Here is a 20,368-nt window from a genome sequence, read left to right on the forward strand (position 1 = left end):
GACCATGCAGAAATCCAGACGTTCTCGGTTTTCCCCGTAGCGGAACTCGCCAAGAGTTTCGTAGCGGAACTCGCCAAGAGTATTCGCCCGCCACAACGCGACTCCGATAGCGAAAGCCTTGTCGGCTTCGGCTACGCCCGGCGCCCGCAGCGCCCGAACGTTCCTGGCAACGTGCTATCGTTGCAATCGCGATGGTGCTCCGATCGAGACACGAGAATCGACCGTTTTTGAAAACTCACTCGTCCGTCTCGCCGATCTGGGATTCCAATTTCTCGCGGATTCGAAACAGCACTCGGTCGACCGTTCGCTTGGAAAGCCCCAAATCCCTGGCGATGTCAGCTTTTGCTTCACCGCGAAGGATGCGTTCCAAAATCTCGCCGTACTTTTCTTGTTCCAGCCACTGCGTCAGATCCTCCAGGATTTCCGACAGCACGATCGCCTCGACCGGCCCCGGTTCACGTGACATCGCGGCGACCAGCCAGGTCGCATTCGCTTCGCGCCCCGGGTCGCGCTGTTCGGCCGAATGACGTCGTCCCTGCGTCTGTGCTTTACGGACCGTGATGGTGACCAACAATCGCCAAATGTCTTCCGGATCGCGAATGTCGAATTCCCCCTGTTCGACACGACGAAAAAATGTGAACAAGGCGCTCTGCACGATGTCTTCGTCGTCCACCCTTCGCCGCACCTGGGCGCTCAGCAGATTTTGAGCGACTGCCATCAGCCGGGACGAATACTGACGCACCAAGACGCCCACGGCTTCCGAGTCGCCCTGGCGACATCGGATCAGCAATTCATCAAACGATTCGTTGGAATACAAGATCGCCCCCAAGGAGAAACCGTCCGGTACAGGTTCGCCATGAGTGTAATGTCTTGGGGTGGGTTGCTGCTATCCTGCAGAGGGGATGGTGGCTGGATTTCGGCGGTTTGTTGCCGGGATGCAGCAACACCGCGATCGCCTCTCAGCCGGAGCGGTTGAGAAAGTGTCGAACCGTTGTCCCCAACTGTTCTCCCGTGCGAGCGCAGCGAACACCCCGGCGACGGCTCTCAGCCGGAACGGCTGGGGGGGAACAATTGGGACAATGGTTCTACAATGCTGTGAGCGCAGCGAAACACCGCGGAGCGTCTCAGCCGGAGCGGTTGAGAAAGTGTCGAACCGTTGTCCCCAACTGTTCTCCCGTGCGAGCGCAGCGAACACCCCGGCGACGGCTCTCAGCCGGAACGGCTGGGGGGGAACAATTGGGACAATGGTTCTACAATGCTGTGAGCGCAGCGAAACACCGCGGAGCGTCTCAGCCGGAGCGGTTGAGAAAGTGTCGAACCGTTGTCCCCAACTGTTCTCCCGTGCGAGCGCAGCGAACACCCCGGCGACGGCTCTCAGCCGGAACGGCTGGGGGGGAACAATTGGGACAATGGTTCTACAATGCTGTGAGCGCAGCGAAACACCCCCGGAGCGTCTCAGCCGCAGCGGCTGAGAAAGTGTCGAACCGTTGTCCCCAACTGTTCTCCCGTGCGAGCGCAGCGAAACACCCCCGGAGCGTCTCAGCCGCAGCGGCTGAGAAAGTGTCGAACCGTTGTCCCCAACTGTTCCTGCGTGCGAGCGCAGCGAACACCCCGGCGACGGCTCTCAGCCGGAGCGGCTGGGGGGGAACAATTGAGACAATGGTTCTACAATGCTGTGAGCGCAGCGAAACACCCCCGGAGCGTCTCAGCCGCAGCGGCTGAGAAAGTGTCGAACCGTTGTCCCCAACTGTTCCTGCGTGCGAGCGCAGCGAACACCTCGGAGGCGTCTCTCAGCCGGAACGGCTGGGGGGAACAATTGGGACAATGGTTCTACAATGCTGTGAGCGCAGCGAAACACCCCGGAGCGTCTCAGCCGCAGCGGTTGAGAAAGTGTCGAACCGTTGTCCCCAACTGTTCTCCCGTGCGAGCGCAGCGAACACCCCGGCGACGGCTCTCAGCCGGAACGGCTGGGGGGAACAATTGGGACAATGGTTCTACAATGCTGTGAGCGCAGCGAAACACCCCGGAGCGTCTCAGCCGCAGCGGTTGAGAAAGTGTCGAACCGTTGTCCCCAACTGTTCTCCCGTGCGAGCGCAGCGAACACCCCGGCGACGGCTCTCAGCCGGAACGGCTGGGGGGAACAATTGGGACAATGGTTCTACAATGCTGTGAGCGCAGCGAAACACCCCGGAGCGTCTCAGCCGCAGCGGTTGAGAAAGTGTCGAACCGTTGTCCCCAACTGTTCTCCCGTGCGAGCGCAGCGAACACCGCGGAGGCGCCTCTCAACCGGAGCGGCTGGGGGGAACAATTGGGACAATGGTTCTACACTGGCACTACGTTTGCTCTCACCTGAACCTGACCGACCGGTACGTCATCGGTCGCGCCTTTCAGAAACCCTTCAACATCCCCCATGAACTTAAAATCGAACCAAACGGTCACGACGCTGGCCACCGACCTGGACGGAACGTTGATCCCTGTCCGGCAGACGCCCGAGCAGCACGCGGCGGTCAAGCATCTGGGCAGTCTGGTCGTGGAACACTCGCTGCAATTAATCTTTGTCACGGGGCGATCGTTTGAGCTGACGTTTGAGGCGATCACGAAGTTCGACTTGCCACACCCGGCGTCGATCCTGTGCGATGTCGGGTCGACGATGTGGCATCGCAGTGACAACGGGACGTACGAACAAGATCTCGATTACCAGCAGGCGTTGTTGGATCGAATGGGCGGCTGGACGAACGCCGGAATCCAGACGGCGCTGTGCGAACGCGTCGAACGGCTGACGCCACAAAGCCCGAACCAGCAAACGCTTTTAAAGTGCAGTTTCGACTTTCCCCACGACGCGGTGGCGGAGGTGCGCGAACAGGTCGCGGCATGGATCGCGGACTTCGATTGCCCGCTCGCATTCACGATCAGCCGCGACCCGGAAACCGGCGAAGGATTGATGGACATCTTGCCGGTCGATGTGAACAAGGGCAGCGCGATCCAGTGGTGGGCGACGCGTCGATCAATCGACGCCGCGTCGATCGTATTTGCCGGGGATTCGGGGAACGACACCGCAGCGATGACGCGCGGTTTTCGAGCCGTCCTGGTGGGCAACGCCGACGAGCAATTGCGCGCCGAAACACGCGACGCGATGGCCGATCAACAATGGTTGTACCTGGCCGAAGGTCATGGCCCCGAAGGGGTGCGTGACGGGCTGATGTATCACCTGGAGCGTGAGGTACGGCAATCTTAAGCGCGAATCGCGTGCGAGGAAAACCTCGGGGCGCTCACGTAGCTACGCTCGCCAGAGCGTGGGAATCACAGTGGACACGACCGGCTCAGCGGTAGTGGACGACGCGAGGAGTCCCCGCAGTTCTCACTCCGAATGGACAGGTGGCCTCGTCCACGAGGCTGTTTCCCTAAACCCGGCAAGCGTCGTAGGTGGTAGCGGAATTTGCCACGAATTTCGGCTTTTTTCGTGTGAATTGCTGCGAGTCGAAAGCCTTGGCGACTTCCGCTACGGGCTGAGGGACAAAGCCTAGATCCGCTTCAGCCACAGCAACTCGTACGGCGCCAACACAACCGGTTCGGCGGTGCCGTATTCGACGTCGTTGAGCAGATTCTTGAAAAAGCGTCCCAGCCCGGCGGTCCGCAACCGATTGGCGTCCAAGGACTGTGGGTGTTCGGTGAAGTTGGCGACCACGACCACGTTGGATGCTTCGTTGGAGCGGACGTAACCGAGAAGATGCGGGTTGCCGGTCGGAAACAGCGTCATTTCCTGTCCGGCAAAGGCGAGCGAGCGTTTCCGGATCGCGATCATCGACTGCAGCGATCGGAAAATGCGACGACGGATCGAATCGCGTCCGGATTCGTCATCCAATTCTTCCAGGTACTCCCACTTCATCCGTGGCCGGTGAATCCAACGCGAATCGCCGGCCTTGGCCGGATCGGTGGTGAAGGAGTAATCGTTCAACATGCCCCACTCTTCGCCCATGTACAACAAGGGAATGCCGCCGATGCTGAGCGTGATGCCGTGCAGCAGCATCATCCGCCGGATGGCGAGTTCTTTGCCTTCCTCGTCTTCCTGTTCGATCGCCCGCTCCAGGCCGGCCAGCGACGCCATCGTGCCGGAGATCCGCATGTCACCGGTTTCGTGGTTGTGTTGAAAAGGCACGCCCCTGGCAAAGGATCCCTCGAACTGACCGGAGTAGAACTGGTTCAGGAAATTGCGATGGTCGAAGGCATTGATTCCGATCGACGCCGCGTCGCCGTCATCAAACGTCCAACCGATGTCATCGTGACAGCGCAAGTAGTTGACCCACGACGTTCCGTCGGGCAACTTAAATCGTCTGGCCAGCGTACGCACCAACAGATCGGTTCGCCGGGTTGCCAGCGATTCCCACAGCAGCGCCATCAAGGTCGGATTGTAGGAAACCTGGCACTCGTCTTTGTCGATGTACTTGACGACTTCATCGGGGTGCACGATCGCTTCGGATTTGAACACCAGCGCGGGGGCGGCGATTCGGACCAGACGGTTGAACGCGCGGATCACCAGGTGTGCTTGGGGCAAGTTTTCGCAACAGGTCCCCATCTGTTTCCAAATAAACGCGACCGCGTCCAGACGCAGAAAATCGACACCCAAGTTGGCGATGAACAGCATCTCGTCGAGCATCGCCCGAAACACGGCCGGATTGCTGTAGTTCAGGTCCCACTGAAAACTGTTGAACGTCGTCCAGACCCAGCGCCCCATGCCGTCGTGCCAAGTGAAGTTTCCTCGGCGGACGGTCGGAAAGATCTCGCGCAAGTTCCGTTCGTACTGTTCGGGCACCTCGCGATCGGCGAACGTGTAATAAAATTCCTGGTACTCGCGATGGCCGGCTTGGGCCCGCTGCGCCCATTCGTGATCGTCCGAGGTGTGGTTGAACACAAAGTCCAACACCAGACTGATCCCCGCTTCGCGCAGGTCATCGGCCAGCAGCTTCAGATCTTCCACCGTCCCCAGGCTGGGCGCGATCGTGCGGTAGTTGCTGATCGCATAGCCGCCGTCGTTGTTCCCGGGACGGACGGCAAACAACGGCATCAGGTGCAAGTACGTCAGCCCCAGGTCTTTGAAGTAACCGACGTGTTCGCGGAGCCGGCCGAGGTTGTCGCTGAACAGGTCGACGTACAGTGCACCGCCGACGATCTTCTGGGACTGGAACCAATTCGGCTCGATCAATCGATGCCGATCGATTTCACACAGTTCATCGCTGCGCTGGGCAAAGGCCAACGCGCAGGTCAACAGCACCTGTTCGAGGTGGTAGAAAAAATCGTATCGGCCGCTGTACAGCTCGTGGAGTTGTTTGAACAGCGGCCGCCAGTGTTCGCGCAACCGCGATTGGAAGATCTTCTGGCGTTCCTCGGAAATCGAATACCGCTCCCAAACCTCCTCCAACCGCGGGTTCAGCCTCTCCAGGGACAAATCCGCCTGGAACGAAAGTTCATCGAGCTCCGTCTGGGTTTCCCTTCCGTAGTCAATCAATCCAATCATTGGGAATTACGATCTTGTCCAAAAAGTTGTAGTACTCGATGCCTTCAAGAATTCCGCCCGCGTGCGGCGTGTTTGCGAAATAGATCCGCGGACGATCTTTCAACCGGTCTAGCTCTCGGCTGTAATTGCCGACGACGACGCCCAGGGTCCGCCCCAGCAACATGCCGGCGTCGTTGCCCGAGTCACCGGCGACCAGGACGTGATCCGGCTGGAAGCCCCACTTCCACAGCACATGCCGCATCGACAAATCGCTGCCGCCGCGGACGGGGATTACATCCAAAAACATCCCCAGGGACAACATCACCTTAGCCCTCAGTCCGGCTTCTCGCAGTTTCTTTTTGACCTTTGTGACCGTGATTTTAGCCGGGTCCATATCAAAACTGACTTTGAAATCGGATTGTCGGTCCTCCGACTGGGGCGTCAACCCTTCGACATTTTCCAGACAGGCGAGGATCCCGTCGCGGTCCCAGGCATAGCCGATCGATTTCTGCCAGGTCCGGTCGGGCGTCATCGCTTCGCCATAATGCAGCTGTGTGCCGGCATCGGTGTCGATCAAATCCGGCTGCGGCAATCCGAGCGACTCGATCAATTCCAACGCGCTGTCCAGCCGCCGCCCGGTCGCGATCCCGAACCCGATGTGATCGTTGTCGCGAATCAGGTCGGCGAAACGCGAGAGTGCCTCGTCGTCACCGGTGAGCGTGTTGTCCAGGTCGGTGATGATCATGCGGTCGAATTCCGGCAGCCGGCGGACCGGACGGTTGATCGTCGTGGGGGACGAGGCCCGCTCCAGGATCTCGTTCACATCACGCAAGTACCGTGAGGCGTGATTGCTCCACGCGTAGTGTTTCCGCGTCCCGGCGATCCCCGCCTGTGAGAATTGCTGCCACACGTCCGGTTCGGTCAAAACACGCAGCAGGGCGCGTTCGATGGCGGCCGGATCGAGCGGGTCGACGAGCAACCCGTTTTCGCAGTTGGAGATGATGTCGCGTGGGCCGCCGTCGTTGGTCGCGACGATGGGCAACCCCGACGCGCCGGCTTCCAGCAAGGTCAATCCGAACGGTTCGGTCAGCGCCGGGTTGATGAAGACGCCCTTGGATCGCGCCGCCATCCGATACAGATCAGGCACGTCGGACGGGCGGTGCGTTTTCGGATAGGCGACTTTGCCGTACAGATTGTACTTGTCGATCAGGTGCAAGATGTTGGTGATGATCGTTTGCTGTGATTTGGGGAGCTCGCGCAAATCGTCGCGCGTCCCCAGGATCAAAACCAGGTTGGCGACTTGCTGCAGTTCCTCGCTTTCGCCATACACCCTGACCAACATTTCCAGATTCTTTCGCTCGTCCGGGCGGGCCATCGTCAGGATTGCCGGCTTGTCTGGGTCACGAAGAAACGGAACGAGCGCGTCCTCGATCTCGGCCTTGTGATTCGGGTCGGCCAGCGGGGTGAACGCCGAAAGGTCGACGCCGGGCGGAATCACCTCCATTCGGTCGGGCACATAATGGTCGTACAGTTCGTATTGCCGTTCGACTTCCTGGTTGGTGCTGGTGACGACCATCGCGGCCGTTTCGAGCGCGGTCTCTTCGGCCTCGATCCGCGAGGTGAACTTGTACCTCTTTTCCAGTGAATCGGGGTTCGTTTTGCCGACCGATAATCGCTGGCGTTTGACGCGGCCGAGCGAGTGACCGGTGAAGATGTACGGGACGTGCAGCAGTCGCGCCAGGTGCGCGCCCGCGACCCCGGCGTCGGCGTAGTGACCGTGGATCAAATCCGGGATCCCGGTGCGTTTAAAGTGGGCCAGGGTTTGATCGATGAACATTTCGATGTACGGCCACAACGACTCCTTCTTTAGGTAGCGTTTGGGACCGAAAGGGATGCGAACGATTTTAGCGCACTCGCCGATCGGTTCTTCCAGGATCGAGTAATCTTTCGAGACTTTGGGGTCGATGATCTGGCGCGTGAGAAGTTGCACCTGACGGACATTCTCCCGCGCGCCGAGTTCACGGGCCAGTTCCAACACGTACTTGACTTGGCCACCGGTGTCGGCGTCGCAGCCGAGCTCGGGGTCGGTGCCGCGAATCAGCCCGTGCAGGCTGATCAAACAAATGCTCAAATCCTCGGCCGCCGGCAGGTTGATGCTCTCGCTCGGCGGCGCCAGGACTTGTGGGATCGTATCCTCTGGATGGTGGTGTTCTTCAGATTCGATGATCGAGCTCATTGATTCTTGGGTCCGTTTCGTTGGACGGGCAGACGCCCGCCTGTGGAAGGTGCGATTACTGTCCCCCGTTAGTGGCAAGTGATATGCCAAAAAGAACGTACGTGGAGCAGGACGCCCTTAGGCGGTGATAAGGTGCCTGGGAGAAGGTCGCGTTTAGCTGGCCACCGCGGGTTCTAACTCACCCGCTGCCATCGAGGCGTAGAATGCAAACCCGTTTTCACGGCGTTTGACTTGGCTGCATTGCAGCCCTTGAGATTCGAACACGCGTCGCGAATGCTCCGCTGCCTCCTTTCCTGCGGTTCGAATTCGCCAACTGTGTGTTCCGGTCGTTGTCACGACGATTTTTGGACTGTTGATCGTTATCCTGTTCAATTCGAGTTGATGGTGGTGATTGGTCGGCAGCCGACACGGGGCTCGCGCACGCGTGCACACTGGGGGCGTTTCCCCCAGACTGGTCGGCAATCGACCAGTGTGGTCTGTGGGCGACCAGTTGGTGATTCTGGCGGCACGTGGATACGCCACGTCATTCGCACGCCCTGGCGTCGCCGGCGGCGATCTTAATGACGGTGCAAATGCCATTCCGGGACCAGCGGCGGCCGGCAGGCCGGCTTCGACGTGGCGACGCTCGCGGGAGCGTGGAAACCGCCTTGGACCCACCTTCTGGCGAAGAATGGTAGCTACATCGAATCGGTGTTACAGAAACACGGCACTGACCATCTTGGATGTCAGGCCGGCATCGCCGGTGATCGTCGCGAACGCAACATCGGCCGCATCGCGGCCGGTCGCGATGCGAACCAGACCGCCGACCGATGCGAGTTTGGTGGGGTCGAAAAAGTACCATTGGTCGCCCAAGTAGGCTTCCATGAAACCGTGGAAATCCGGCGGCTGGAGTTCAGCGGCATAGCCGGAGACGTAGCGTGCCGGAACACCGATGCCGCGACACAACGCGATCGCCAAGTGGGCGTAGTCACGACAGACCCCGGTCCGCTGCAGCACGACGTCGGCAGCCGTCGTCGTCACCCCCGTGCTTCCGGGGGTGTAATCGAGATGCTCGTTGACCCAATCACAGATCGCTTGAACGCGCAGCAATCCGGGCTGCATTTGACCGAATTCTTCGAACGCGAATCGACCCAGCAGATCACTTTCACAGTACCGACTGGGGTTGAGATACGGCAGGACTTCGGTAGGCAGATTGCCGACATTGGTCTGCGGAATGTTTCCCGGGTCGGTCGGCTGGGCAACGGCATCGACTTCCGCTTCGTAGTGCAGGGTCAATTGACACGGTTGCACCGAAACGCGTTGCATCGTATTCCCTTCCAAGCCGACTTCCAGAGTTTCAATGGTGATCTCCGGGTCGATCGTCAGTTGCGTGTTGCGAACTTGTTGTCGGTCGGTTTGCGCCGCAGCGATCTTGAACAGCATGTTGGTCGGTTGGCGGACGTCATACTGCAATTGGCTTTCAACTTTGATGGTCGGCATGGTGCTACAGCGATTGGGATTGATCTTGGGGGTTGGGATCGGTTGAGGTCGAAGGATTGGCCGACCCCAACAAGGGATCGGCCCACTGCATCGGCAGCCCGGCAACCACGCTTTGCAATCCTTGTACCCAGCGAGCGCTGGTTTCGGCAAGATCCGGACCGGAGAAACGCTGGTACATGGCCTGCCGGCTTTGGGTCGCAACCACCGCGACGTCGATCGGGTAACCGACGTCGGTGACGCTGGCACGTGTCGCGTCGAACGCCAAGAAAGCCAGTGCCAGTGCATCTCGCAGGGGCGTTTCGAAGGCCAACAAGCGATCGAGAATCGGTTTGCCGTAATACGTCCGCCCGATCATGAAGTAGGGCGAATCGATCGCACACTCGACCCAATTGCCTTCCGGGTAAACGTAAAACAATTGCGGTCGTTGGTCGGCCGGCAAGCAACCACCGATGATCGCATGCAGGTTGAACGTGTGCCCGGTGGAGGCGAGTGAGGGGCCGTCTTCGTCTTTCACGCGTCGAAGTTGTTGACCGAACAGATTGGCAAACTGGTACAACCGATCCTGGGGTTCGCCACCGCCACGCAGCGACTCTTCGACATAGACGAGTGTCTTGTCGCGGACCGATCGCAGCCCACTGGTCATCGTGAACAGCGCGCTGTTGCCGTGTTGAAACGCGGCCAGTTTCTGTTTGTTGACCTGTTCGCTGCCGCGAACGATGCGTGTGTCGGCAAGGGCGATGATCCCCTCGCGGACCTGGATGCCGATGCAAAATGTCAATGTTTTCTCGGTTTGTCGATGAATGAAGTGATGGTTCGATCAAGCCGCCAGTGCAACCGTTGTACCGAACCGTGATCGCAGCGGGTGAGACTGCGGGCCGGACTGCGTCGCCACGCCGAGTGGGAAGTCAGGCGGTGGTGTAACATGAACAGGGGCGGGGAACTCGCCAATCTTTCAAAAAAATCTACGACCGAACACTCCGGAGCTCGAACCGATGGACCATTCCCTTGACCGCCGGCGATTTGCGATCGCAAACGGGGCCTGCATCGGTGCTTGGCTGCTGGCCGCTGAAAACCACAGTGACGCGGAGGAACGCAGCTTGGTCGAAAAGCGGTTGGTGCGGCTGGGAATCAATGCGCTCGCGCGGTCGCCCGAGATGAATTACTTTGCCGACGGGCACCGCGGCGCGGCGATGATCTCCGCACACCTGATGTGCGTGGACAACGGATTCGACGACGCGGCGGCGGCACGAATCGTCCAACTGTTTGACCTGAATTGGGCGCCGACGAAACTGTGCGAACCCTTTCCGGAAAACGATCCGGTCCCCGACGCGGTCCAGCAGGTCGGCAAGGCGCTTGCCCAAGGCGGCGGCGTGTTGCGCGAAGTCGGCCACGACGCCATCTTTGCGATGCACGCGATCAAGGCGTTCCGAATGATGCCCGAAACCGCCACGCCCGAACGGGTCCAGGGGGTTTGTAATCTGATCCAAGCGTTCAAACCCTGGCGCGACGTCACGCCGGACGACGATGTGAATCCGCCACCCTTTGCCGATTCCGCCGCCGCATCCCGATTCATTCTCCAAGAAGCCAGTGACGCGATCGATCGATTCGTCGGCTACGGGCAGGGATTTGCCGGCCACATGTTGACCTTCGGACAATCGCTCGTCGAACTCGCCGCGATGGGCGACGTGGAATGGGCCGAAAGTTGTCGCACCGCATTCCGCAAGTACGTCACGGTCACCCGCCGCGGACCGCAACCGGGAGACCGCAAGATCAAGGACCACGCCTTTAGCGAGCTGCGACCCAAGGACGCCCGGTACTGGAAAAACCGTGGCGACAAAACGTTGGGCATCGGGCACGTGTTCAAGTATCCCTATGGCTACTACGACCTGCTGGCGCGCGCCGATGCCCCCGAGCTGACCCGCCAGCTGGACGCCAAGGCGTACCACCTGTTTTGAGGCGGCCACCAGAGACGAATCCATGCGGGGCAGTGGGCCGTTTTTCGCACGTGGGGTTAGCAGAACTCCGGCTATCAGGGACACTAGCTGTCAGGGACACTGGGCTGTGTCCCTAATCCCGGCAAGGGTCGTCTGTGGGAGCGGAATTCGCCAAGAATTTCGGCTTTTCACGTGTGGACTGCTGCGAGTCGAAAGCCTTGGCGGCTTCCGCTACGGGTTGAGGGACAAAGCCTTGCCTTGCGTCTCGCCTTGACTTTCGGGGAAGCCGTCGCGGACGACGCGAGCAGTCCTCGCCGCTGACAATCCGAATGGACTCGTCGCCTTGTCCGCAACCCGAGAACCGCGCCATCACCCACTTCGCCCCATCGAGCGTCCCATGTCAATCCAGTGGTTTCCCGGGCACATGCACAAAGCCCGGCTTGAGATCCAAGCCACACTTCCCAAAGTGGATGTGGTGATCGAAATCCTTGACGCCCGGATTCCGTATTCGAGCGAGAATCCGATGCTGGCGGAATTGCGCGGTGAAAAGCCGTGTTTGAAGGTGTTGGCAAAGAGCGATCTGGCCGATGAAGCGATGACCGCGATCTGGCACGCCCACTTCGAAAAAACCGTCGGCGTCCGAGCCCAGGCCGTCACAACCGAAGACGTTCCCACCATTCGGCGTCTGAAATCCATCGCCACATCGATGGTGCCGCACCGCCGCGGCCGAACGGTGACGGCGATGATTGTCGGGATTCCCAACGTCGGCAAATCGACGATCATCAACTACCTGGCGGGACGGAAAATTGCCAAGACCGGCAACACACCCGCGGTGACCAAACAACAACAACGCGTCAACATCGGCGATGGTGTCACGCTGTTGGACACCCCCGGTGTGCTGTGGCCGAACGTGTTGAACGTCAACAGCGGATACCGACTGGCGCTGCTGGGATCGATCAAAGAAACGGCGATGGAATACGCCGACATCGGATTCTTTGCCGCGAGGTACATGCTGGCCGAATACCCGGACAAGCTGATCGAACGCTATGGATTAGACACGACGCCGACGACGGAACTGGAGGCGATCGAAGCGATCGGCCGCAAACGCGGCTGCCTGGGCAAAAGCAATCTGGTCGACATCGACCGCGCGTCACGGATCCTGGTGACCGAACTGCGATCGGGCGGCTTTGGCCCGCTGACTTTGGAAACTCCCCAAACCATGCAGCGAGAAAAAACGCAAACCGAAGCCTTGGCTGCCGAAAAAGCGGAAAGGGATGCTGCCAAGGACGCCAAACGGAAAAAGCGGTTTCGCGACCGAGAACGGGCCAAACGCAAAGCGCGGGAAAGACGCTGATTCCGATTGACGCGATCAATCCCGTTGCCCGACCAGCTCCGGAGGGCATCCCCTCAGCGATCTCCGCAATCCGGCGGGGAATCATTCGTTTGATGTGTTTGTAAACGCCCTCGCATAAACCGTGGTCTACGTTCCCCGCAATGGCTAGTGCTTCGCCGACCCTTGGTTTTGGGGTTGCGCTGCGAGCAGGCGAGCGACAGGGGGACCACGATGCATCACAACCTTCACGACTCCACACGCGGTCGGATTGCGTTTGACCGCCTGGCGCGTTTTCGCCGCGGCTGGGCGATGCACACGTTGGTGCTGGTCTGGGGCGCGCTGGTCGCCGGAGGAATGGGCTTGATTTGGCAATACCAACATGCCGCCGGCACGCTGCACACCGCGCCGCAACGATGGCCCGCCGATTCATCACTGCGGCCTTCACCGGATCGATGGACGCTGGTGCTGTTTGCCCATCCGAAATGCCCGTGCACGCGGGCGACGGTCGGCGAATTGGAGCGGATCATCAATCACGGCGGCGACCGGTTGCGGGCACATGTGTTGTTTGTCAAACCGCGTTCCTGTGCGATGCAGCCCGACTGGGAACACACCTCGTTGTGGGATGCGGCCCAGCGGATCCCGGGAGTCAGCGTTTCGGCCGACATCGGCGGCGACGAAGCGTCTCATTTCCGCGCCGCCACGTCAGGGCTGGTGTTGCTTTATGACCCGTCGGGCAGCTTGAAGTTTCGCGGCGGCATCACTGCATCACGCGGCCACAGCGGTGACAATCTGGGACGCTCCACGGTTGTCCGTTTCTTGACCCACGGTACTGCCGACGTCGACCGCACCAAAGTCTACGGATGCGAACTCGGCATCGAACTTGAGGAGACATAAATCGTGATGATGTCCACCGCAACGGCCGTTTCGGACGCCGGCGACCGACGTCGCGCCGACGCACTCTATCGAGCACAGCAATCACTGATTCATCATCGCACCGACCGCTTGTTCGCGGCGCTGATGGCGATTCAGTGGTTTGCCGGGATCGCTGCGGCGCTGTGGATTTCGCCGCGGACCTGGTCGGGGGCGATCAGCGAACCCCATTTGCACGTCTGGGCGGCGATCCTACTGGGCGGAGCGATCACGGCGTTGCCGGTGCTGTTGGCATGGCAGCGACCGGGAAGCGTGGTGACGCGACACGTCATCGCGATCGGCCAAATGCTCACCTCGGCGCTCTTGATTCACTTAACCGGCGGCCGCATCGAAACGCACTTTCACATCTTTGGTTCCCTGGCATTCCTGGCCTGCTACCGTGATTGGCGGGTGCTGTGCACCGCGACGATTGTCGTTGCGGCCGACCACGGGCTGCGAGGCTGGCTGTGGCCCGAATCGGTCTACGGCGTGATCGCCGGAGCCCCCCTGCGGTTGATCGAACACGCCGGCTGGGTCGTCTTCGAGGACCTCTTTTTGATCGTCACCATCCGGCAAAGCCTGGCAGACATGCGGCGCAACGCCGACCATCAGGCCCAGTTGGAATCGACCAATACACGCATCGAGGCCGAGGTGGCGCGGCGAACGGAAGAACTTCGTCAAGCGATGGACGATACCGCACGGGCCAGCCGGCAGTTGATCGAAGCCAACAAGGTTCTCGAAGAGCAGAACAAGGAACTCGACCAGTTCACCTACGTCGCCAGCCATGACCTCCAAGAACCGGTGCGCAAACTGGTTTCCTTCAGCCGTTTGCTGGAACAAGACATCGACGGTGACCTGAACGAAGACGCGAAACGCGACCTGCAATTCATCGTCGATGCCGCGAAACGGATGCGCACGCTGGTCCAAGCGCTGTTGGAATTATCGCGTGTGGGCAGGTCGGCCATGAAACACGATCCGGTTGATTTGAACCACTGCGTTGACGACGCGCTCGAGGCGCTCGAATTGAAAATCGACGAAACGGGAGCGGTCATCAAGCGAGACCGCTTCCCCGTCGTCATCGGGGATCAAACCATGCTGACGCAACTGCTGCAAAATCTGATCAGCAATGCGCTCAAGTTCACCGAAGAAGCGGCGCCGGAGATTCGCCTGACCGCGACCGGAGACGAGGACCACTGGACGCTTGGCGTACGCGACAACGGCATCGGAATGAAGAGCGAATATGCCGAGCGAATCTTCCAGCCGTTTCAGCGACTGCACAACCGTGGCGAATACGAAGGGACCGGAATCGGTCTGTCGATCTGTAAGAAAACGGTGCAACGACATTCGGGGCAGATTTGGGTTGAGTCTGACATCGGCCGGGGAGCCCATTTCCGCTTCACCCTTCCGGTCGCCGACATCGACCCGCCGGGATCCGACCGAAATGAAGGTGACTCCGCTGTCGAGCTGGAATTGGCGACGTGCTAAAGCTTTCAACTTCGAAGCCCTGATCAGCAACGGATCTGAACCCTTACCCCTGAAATAATACTGCCATGAATCATCCAAACGCAAAACGAAAACCGGCCGTGATTCTGTTGGTCGAAGACGACCCCGGCGATCAAGAATTGACCCGCCGTGCGCTCAAACACGAGTCGTTCAATGTCGACCTGAGGATTGCCGGTGATGGAGAGCAAGCGATGGACTACCTGAGACGCGAAGGCGCGTTCGCCGATCCGGAGTCATCGCCCACGCCGGATCTGATCCTGCTAGACCTGAACATGCCCAAGCGGAACGGCCGCGAAGTACTGGGCGACTTGCAGGCCGATGAGACTTTGTCACGAATTCCCGTGGTCGTGTTGACGACCAGCGAGCAGGAAGCGGACATCCTGCGCAGCTACGACCTCGGTTGCAATTCGTACATTCAAAAGCCGGTCGACATCGATCAGTTTACCGAATCGGTTCGGCGACTGGGTTCGTATTGGTTCGGCGTCGTCACGTTGCCGACGCCCAACGTCGCCGTCTGATTAGTCTGGTCGCGGCCATCAACAGAAATCAACACCGAGTGCAGCGAACGTCATGAGTTCTAAGACCGCATCCTCCACCGTTATCGTGCTGGTCGAAGACGATGACGTCGACGCTCTGCTTTTCGAGCGGACGCTCGCCGGTTGCGACGGCAGCTACGAACTGCACGTCCACTGCACGCTGGAATCAGCGATGCAGTGGATCGAGCAACACCACTGTGACGTCGTGTTGCTCGATTACTCCTTGCCCGATTCATTCGGGCTGGATGGTCTGCGCCGATTACAATCTCGTTTCGCGCGGCTGCCGGTCGTGATGTTGACCGGATTGGACGACCCGCAAGCCGCGATCGACGCCCACGATCATGGCGCGACGGACTATCTGGTCAAGGGGATTGTTCCGTCGAGCGAACTGGATCAAACACTCCAGCGGGCGGCCCGCGGCGCGCGTCTGGCCGTCGCGGACAAATGATGCAAGCTGCCGCAGGCCTCAGCCGCCGATCATGCATCGACCGGACTGTTGATCAGGATTCTTGCGCTTGAACCATCCACAGGTGCTTCTCCAGCGGACCCGCGATCGCGATGCAGAGGTCCTCGCTGACCGGGTCGATGTCGCCGAGCTTGTCGATCGCGTGACGCAGACCGTCGATGGTCGTTTTCAGTGCGTCGGCAACCAAGCTGATCGTGTCGGCGACTTGTTGAAAGTCCCTCGGGTAGTCCGACAGATCACTGTCTGCGGCGACGGTGCCGGACCGACCATCGGCGGGCAACCCCAGGGCCGCGATCCGCTCGGCGATTTCGTCGCTACCGTCGCGCACGGTTGCAATGATTTCATCCAGCTGCAGGTGGATCGAACGAAAATTCTTGCCGATCACGTTCCAGTGGGCTTGCTTTAACAACAGCGCCAGGTCGACCAGGTTGACCAATGATTTTTGCAACAGGTCAACGGTTTGTTGTTGCAGTTTGTCGTTTAGGACTTGTCGCTTCAGGGGAGTTGTCAGAGTCGTCATTCAAAGTTCCTTTTGGTAGGGAGTTTACAAACGTTTGGAGGCTATTGACCCGAGTTACCCGAGCAACCAATACACCGTGGCGAACGCCAGAGCGGCCAACAGCAGCAGCGCCAGGTACGAAAGCGCGACCAGGGCGAAGGGGCTGCCGGGCGCCTTCTGGCTGAGCGGGGTCTCGTGATTGGAAGTATCCGGAGGAGCAGTATCCGGAGGAGCTTGGGGTTTGGTCGTCGTTGTCATGGCAAGGTCTTCAATAGGGGCAACAAAAAGACGCGTTTGCCAGGATCCGGCATCGCGTCAGCCCGGTGGGCCACAGACAGTGTCGCAGCAATCGTGCCAAACGATCGCTGCAACGCTTCCTTTGCGGAGAGAGGGTACCGGGGAGGCAAATCGATTCACCGATCGGGCCTTCAGGCACCACGTTGGTCGAAAAGCGAACAGCTGTTGGCCACCGAAGACATTCAGAGGGCGGCTCGACAGGAATCTCAACTGACCAACGGATCGCCCTCGCGTTCCCGTTTCTTAGCGGGCTGCGAAAATGGGGTAAAAAGATTCTGGGGGTAAGAAGATGAACAATGGCACCCTCCACGGAGTCTCGCCAATTTTCCTACCTCCGAAATCTTCCTAACGCTCTGCCTGACGCGCCGAAAACGAAGCGAGGGACTCTCGCACTCAATCCGCCGCCGGCGTGACGACTGGACGCAAATTGTTGAGCGTCATCCGCAGTTCGTTTCCGGTCTCATTAAACAAGACCTCGTCCATGAAGGTTCGAATCAGAACCAGCCCTCGACCTGCTTCCTCGTTGATCGATTCGTCGCCCGACGCCGGCCATTTGGCATCGACATCAAACCCCGACCCACTGTCGCCGACGACCAATTGGGCGCGGCTGCGGTTGAAGTCAGCGGCCACGTGGATCGTCCGATCGGCGTACGGTTGCTCCTGACGTCGTTCCTCGACAATCGGTGACGTCTTGCCTTCGTGCAGCAAATTACGGGTTTCGGTCAACTTCTCCGCCGGTATCTCGAGATTGCCGTGCAGCATCGCATTGAGCAGCGCCTCTTCCAACGCGATCCCGATGTGCATCCGCTGGGTTGCCGAACACAGTTGCATCGCGATCATCCCCTGCTGAATTCGATCGACGATCGGCGAGATCAACGTGGGGTCATTGCCCAGGACGAATCGATAACGTGTGTTGGTGGTCAGTTGAACGATCCGTTCGTCATAGTGGTCCGCGTCGCGAACCGCCAACACCTGTTCGACGGTCTCCAACAAGCTCTCGGCAAGTTGTTGTTTGGGGACAAAACTGGCCGCACCATGCCGCAACGCCCGAAGCGCGATTTTGGAATCATCCGTTCCGGTCACCAGAATGACCGGGACTTCGGGAAACGATTCCGCCATGTGCGACACCAGTTGCATGCCGTCCATTTCCGGCATGTTCAAATCGGTGACTACGACGTCGGGCAAGGCGTAGGTGACCATGTCGACCGCTTCGACGCCGTTCTTGGCTTGGGAAACCAACCAGTCCACGTCGGCACTAAGCAGTCCCTTCATCAACAGGCGATCAACGTCCGAGTCGTCCACCACTAATATGATCGGCATTGAATCACCCGCGTTTTTGCGTGCCAAGAAAAGGTTTCCACAAGCCTGAAGCTAGCATCTTGGCCTGCACAATTCCAGTTTTTTGAGCCCAAATCCGATGACCGATTCGTAGAATGGTTTTGTCGCCAATTTACTCAAGATGGATTTCGGTCTGTTTGCTGCACCCATCACGATCACATCCAATGCAGAAAGCCCATGATCGCCGTTGAGGGCGTTGAGAAGGAATCAATCCGCAGTCACTATCAACTCGGAACGCTGTTTTATCGGCTGTTGTGGGGGCCCCACATTCACCACGGTCTCTGGGATGGGGCTCATTCAGCTGACAAACTGTCCGCCTATCAGGCCCAGTGTCAATTGACCGACACGCTGGCCGATCTGGCCGACGTGACGTCGGCGGATCGGGTGGTGGATATCGGCTGCGGGATGGGCGGATCGGCGATCCGACTGGCCAAGTTACGAGGCTGTGACGTGACCGGCGTCACACTCAGTCCGGTCCAGCGACATTGGGCGGCGCTTTCGTCTCGCGTCAAACGACTCGCCGGCCGCACGCGATTCTTGGCCGGCGACGCGGAAGATGTCATTTTTCAACCCGACAGTTTTGACGTCGTGTGGTCGGTCGAATGCACCGAACACCTGTTCGACAAACCACAATTCATCGGCCGCGCAGCAAATTGGTTGCGGCCCGGTGGACGCATCGCAATCTGCGTCTGGTTTGAAGGCGAAGACACGTCGCGGTCGGGGCATCGACGACAATGCGAAGAGGTGTGCGAGCGGTTCGTCTGTCCGTCCCTGGCGACCCGCGCCGACTATGCCGACTGGATGATGGATAGCGGGTTACGGATACGACACAACGTGGATTGGACCGATCGCGTGACACGGACGTGGGAAATTTGTAAACGACGTGTCCGGCGGACCGGGGTTCGTCATTTGGCGCGCGTGCTGGACCGCGAGCAAGTGAATTTTATTGATGGCTTCGATGCATTGTTGAGGGCCTATCGAAGCGGTGCGATGCAATACGGTGCGATCGTCGCGGAAAAACCGGGCGCGGCCGACAGGCCCTGTACAACGGCCCCCCGGGATGATCGCGAATCGATTGCGTGAAATGGGACGGCCGATCAATCTGGAACGGATCGAATGAGGGACAGGAGTGATGATCATTGACGGCCTGGGCACGGCGACGCCGACTCACGGAATCTCCCAGAGTTCGGCTGCCAGAATCGCGCAGACACTGTGCTGCGACAATCCGAAACAATCGCAGTTGCTGTCGATCTTGTATCAACGGTCGGGGGTGAATTATCGCCACAGCGTTGCCTTGGAGTCGTCGGAACCGCGGTCCGTATCCGACCGGTCGCATCGCGTGGCCGTCCAGGCGGCGGGCGGTCGTGTTCCGGCAGCGGCCGACGTGGCGGTGGAGACGCAACCGGTGCGGCAAACGTTTTTCCCACCCGCATCGAGCCCCGAGGATTGTGGTCCGACGACCGCACAGCGAATGGAGCTCTACGAGCGTCACGCAGGACGATTGGGGGCGCAGTCGGTCGCGAAAGCACTCGATCAGTCCTCCTGCAACGCCGGGGACATCGATCACCTGATCACGATTTCTTGCACCGGTTTCTACGCGCCCGGGTTGGACGTCTCCATCATCAACCGATGCGGGCTTTCCCCATCGGTCGGCCGCACCCATATCGGATTCATGGGATGCCACGGGGCCTTGAACGGACTGCGGGTGGCCCAGTCGCTGTCGCAATCGAATCCCCGACTGCGGGTCCTGTTGTGTGCCGTCGAGCTCTGCACGTTGCATCAACAATACGGCTGGCACCCGGAACGTGTCGTTTCCAACGCGTTGTTCGCCGATGGTGCCGCGGCGTTGGTTGCCCGCACGTCATCCTCACCGCCTTCCGGCCCGAAGGTGATCGCGAGCGGATCCACGATCTTGCCCGACAGCGAAGATCTGATGCGTTGGCGGATCGGAGACCACGGTTTCGAAATGACGCTTTCGCCGCGCGTGCCGACGGTGATCCGCCAATCATTGCAACCTTGGTTGCGGGATTGGCTTGCGAAGCATCATCTGGCGATCGAAGACATCCGCGGCTGGGCGATTCATCCCGGCGGCCCCAAAATCTTGCAGGCCTGTGGCGACGCGTTGCAGTTTCAACGCGATGAACTGTCCATTTCGCGAAGTATCTTGGCCGAGTACGGCAACATGTCCTCCCCGACGGTGCTGTTTATCCTGCAGCGGTTGCTGCAAGAACCCGACCGCTTGCCGTGCGTGTTGCTCGGATTCGGCCCCGGGCTTTCGATCGAAGCGGCGTTAATCGGTTAGCGGTTGCCGAACTCATCGCGCCCGCCACGGCGGCCCAGTGGTGAT

Annotated in this window: 18 protein-coding genes; 9 read left to right on the top strand and 9 right to left on the bottom strand. The window is 59.6% G+C overall.

Annotated elements, in window-relative coordinates:
- Positions 1–235: 235 nt before the first annotated feature.
- Positions 236–829, bottom strand: a complete 594-nt coding sequence (locus tag Mal15_RS10920) for an RNA polymerase sigma factor (RefSeq protein ID WP_147867791.1) — start codon at positions 827–829, stop codon at positions 236–238.
- A gap of 1,581 nt (positions 830–2,410) precedes the next feature.
- Here Mal15_RS10920 and Mal15_RS10925 point away from each other — a divergent pair.
- On the top strand, positions 2,411–3,235 hold the full coding sequence (locus Mal15_RS10925; RefSeq protein WP_147867792.1) for an HAD-IIB family hydrolase: 825 nt from the start codon (positions 2,411–2,413) through the stop codon (positions 3,233–3,235).
- Between the two features lie 285 nt (positions 3,236–3,520).
- On the opposite strand, the gene Mal15_RS10930 is transcribed toward Mal15_RS10925, so the two are convergent.
- The 5 genes from Mal15_RS10930 to Mal15_RS10950 all read right to left on the bottom strand — a co-directional run bounded on the left by Mal15_RS10930 (position 3,521) and on the right by Mal15_RS10950 (position 9,984).
- Complete coding sequence (locus Mal15_RS10930) at positions 3,521–5,512, bottom strand: alpha-amylase family glycosyl hydrolase (RefSeq protein WP_147867793.1); 1,992 nt, start codon at positions 5,510–5,512, stop codon at positions 3,521–3,523.
- Entirely contained in the window at positions 5,496–7,727 is a 2,232-nt protein-coding gene (locus tag Mal15_RS10935; RefSeq protein ID WP_233903399.1) for an HAD-IIB family hydrolase, read from the bottom strand. The genes Mal15_RS10930 and Mal15_RS10935 overlap by 17 nt, the downstream gene beginning before the upstream one ends.
- Positions 7,728–7,880: 153 nt before the next feature.
- A complete protein-coding gene (locus tag Mal15_RS10940; protein ID WP_147867794.1) occupies positions 7,881–8,099 on the bottom strand; it encodes a hypothetical protein in 219 nt (72 codons plus the stop codon).
- 321 nt (positions 8,100–8,420) lie between these two features.
- Positions 8,421–9,206, bottom strand: coding sequence for a transglutaminase-like domain-containing protein (locus tag Mal15_RS10945; protein ID WP_147867795.1), 786 nt, complete (start codon positions 9,204–9,206; stop codon positions 8,421–8,423).
- A 4-nt stretch (positions 9,207–9,210) separates the two neighbouring features.
- Positions 9,211–9,984, bottom strand: a complete 774-nt coding sequence (locus tag Mal15_RS10950; RefSeq protein ID WP_147867796.1) for an Ntn hydrolase family protein — start codon at positions 9,982–9,984, stop codon at positions 9,211–9,213.
- Between the two features lie 214 nt (positions 9,985–10,198).
- Between Mal15_RS10950 and Mal15_RS10955 the strand changes: the two genes are divergently transcribed.
- The 6 genes from Mal15_RS10955 to Mal15_RS10980 all read left to right on the top strand — a co-directional run bounded on the left by Mal15_RS10955 (position 10,199) and on the right by Mal15_RS10980 (position 15,869).
- Positions 10,199–11,161, top strand: a complete 963-nt coding sequence (locus Mal15_RS10955; protein WP_147867797.1) for a hypothetical protein — start codon at positions 10,199–10,201, stop codon at positions 11,159–11,161.
- A 376-nt stretch (positions 11,162–11,537) separates the two neighbouring features.
- Complete coding sequence (gene ylqF / locus Mal15_RS10960) at positions 11,538–12,494, top strand: ribosome biogenesis GTPase YlqF (RefSeq protein WP_147867798.1); 957 nt, start codon at positions 11,538–11,540, stop codon at positions 12,492–12,494.
- A gap of 210 nt (positions 12,495–12,704) precedes the next feature.
- Positions 12,705–13,367, top strand: coding sequence for a RedB protein (locus tag Mal15_RS10965; protein ID WP_147867799.1), 663 nt, complete (start codon positions 12,705–12,707; stop codon positions 13,365–13,367).
- A 6-nt stretch (positions 13,368–13,373) separates the two neighbouring features.
- Positions 13,374–14,867, top strand: a complete 1,494-nt coding sequence (locus Mal15_RS10970; RefSeq protein WP_233903538.1) for a sensor histidine kinase — start codon at positions 13,374–13,376, stop codon at positions 14,865–14,867.
- A 65-nt stretch (positions 14,868–14,932) separates the two neighbouring features.
- Positions 14,933–15,403 (top strand): response regulator, encoded by a 471-nt coding sequence (locus Mal15_RS10975; protein WP_147867800.1) that lies wholly within the window; start codon positions 14,933–14,935, stop codon positions 15,401–15,403.
- A 52-nt stretch (positions 15,404–15,455) separates the two neighbouring features.
- The gene (locus tag Mal15_RS10980) at positions 15,456–15,869 is read left to right on the top strand and encodes a response regulator (protein WP_147867801.1); all 414 of its coding nucleotides are present in this window, start codon (positions 15,456–15,458) and stop codon (positions 15,867–15,869) included.
- 52 nt (positions 15,870–15,921) lie between these two features.
- On the opposite strand, the gene dps is transcribed toward Mal15_RS10980, so the two are convergent.
- From dps to Mal15_RS10995, 3 genes are all read right to left on the bottom strand, one after another.
- The gene (gene dps, locus Mal15_RS10985) at positions 15,922–16,407 is read right to left on the bottom strand and encodes a DNA starvation/stationary phase protection protein Dps (protein ID WP_147867802.1); all 486 of its coding nucleotides are present in this window, start codon (positions 16,405–16,407) and stop codon (positions 15,922–15,924) included.
- Between the two features lie 54 nt (positions 16,408–16,461).
- Positions 16,462–16,644, bottom strand: a complete 183-nt coding sequence (locus tag Mal15_RS10990; protein ID WP_147867803.1) for a hypothetical protein — start codon at positions 16,642–16,644, stop codon at positions 16,462–16,464.
- A 432-nt stretch (positions 16,645–17,076) separates the two neighbouring features.
- Complete coding sequence (locus Mal15_RS10995) at positions 17,077–18,003, bottom strand: response regulator (protein ID WP_147867804.1); 927 nt, start codon at positions 18,001–18,003, stop codon at positions 17,077–17,079.
- Between the two features lie 195 nt (positions 18,004–18,198).
- Here Mal15_RS10995 and Mal15_RS11000 point away from each other — a divergent pair, with 195 nt between their 5' ends.
- Together Mal15_RS11000 and Mal15_RS11005 are read left to right on the top strand one after the other, a co-directional pair.
- Positions 18,199–19,104: a methyltransferase domain-containing protein gene (locus tag Mal15_RS11000; protein WP_147867805.1), complete on the top strand. Its 906-nt coding sequence runs from the start codon at positions 18,199–18,201 to the stop codon at positions 19,102–19,104.
- Between the two features lie 49 nt (positions 19,105–19,153).
- On the top strand, positions 19,154–20,323 hold the full coding sequence (locus tag Mal15_RS11005; RefSeq protein WP_147867806.1) for a type III polyketide synthase: 1,170 nt from the start codon (positions 19,154–19,156) through the stop codon (positions 20,321–20,323).
- Positions 20,324–20,368 lie beyond the last annotated feature (45 nt).

The sequence above is a fragment of the Stieleria maiorica genome (assembly GCF_008035925.1).
GTDB lineage: Bacteria > Planctomycetota > Planctomycetia > Pirellulales > Pirellulaceae > Stieleria > Stieleria maiorica.

Bases quoted from the DNA above. Each gene is read 5' to 3' on its own strand.
- Mal15_RS10925 (WP_147867792.1), top strand. From the start codon at position 2,411: ATGAACTTAAAATCGAACCAAACGGTCACGACGCTGGCCACCGACCTG.
- Mal15_RS10930 (WP_147867793.1), bottom strand. From the start codon at position 5,512: ATGATTGGATTGATTGACTACGGAAGGGAAACCCAGACGGAGCTCGAT.
- Mal15_RS10965 (WP_147867799.1), top strand. From the start codon at position 12,705: ATGCATCACAACCTTCACGACTCCACACGCGGTCGGATTGCGTTTGAC.
- Mal15_RS10995 (WP_147867804.1), bottom strand. From the start codon at position 18,003: ATGCCGATCATATTAGTGGTGGACGACTCGGACGTTGATCGCCTGTTG.
- Mal15_RS10970 (WP_233903538.1), top strand. From the start codon at position 13,374: ATGATGTCCACCGCAACGGCCGTTTCGGACGCCGGCGACCGACGTCGC.
- Mal15_RS11005 (WP_147867806.1), top strand. From the start codon at position 19,154: ATGATCATTGACGGCCTGGGCACGGCGACGCCGACTCACGGAATCTCC.
- Mal15_RS10945 (WP_147867795.1), bottom strand. From the start codon at position 9,206: ATGCCGACCATCAAAGTTGAAAGCCAATTGCAGTATGACGTCCGCCAA.
- Mal15_RS10935 (WP_233903399.1), bottom strand. From the start codon at position 7,727: ATGAGCTCGATCATCGAATCTGAAGAACACCACCATCCAGAGGATACG.
- Mal15_RS10990 (WP_147867803.1), bottom strand. From the start codon at position 16,644: ATGACAACGACGACCAAACCCCAAGCTCCTCCGGATACTGCTCCTCCG.
- ylqF (WP_147867798.1), top strand. From the start codon at position 11,538: ATGTCAATCCAGTGGTTTCCCGGGCACATGCACAAAGCCCGGCTTGAG.
- dps (WP_147867802.1), bottom strand. From the start codon at position 16,407: ATGACGACTCTGACAACTCCCCTGAAGCGACAAGTCCTAAACGACAAA.
- Mal15_RS10975 (WP_147867800.1), top strand. From the start codon at position 14,933: ATGAATCATCCAAACGCAAAACGAAAACCGGCCGTGATTCTGTTGGTC.
- Mal15_RS10955 (WP_147867797.1), top strand. From the start codon at position 10,199: ATGGACCATTCCCTTGACCGCCGGCGATTTGCGATCGCAAACGGGGCC.
- Mal15_RS10980 (WP_147867801.1), top strand. From the start codon at position 15,456: ATGAGTTCTAAGACCGCATCCTCCACCGTTATCGTGCTGGTCGAAGAC.
- Mal15_RS11000 (WP_147867805.1), top strand. From the start codon at position 18,199: ATGATCGCCGTTGAGGGCGTTGAGAAGGAATCAATCCGCAGTCACTAT.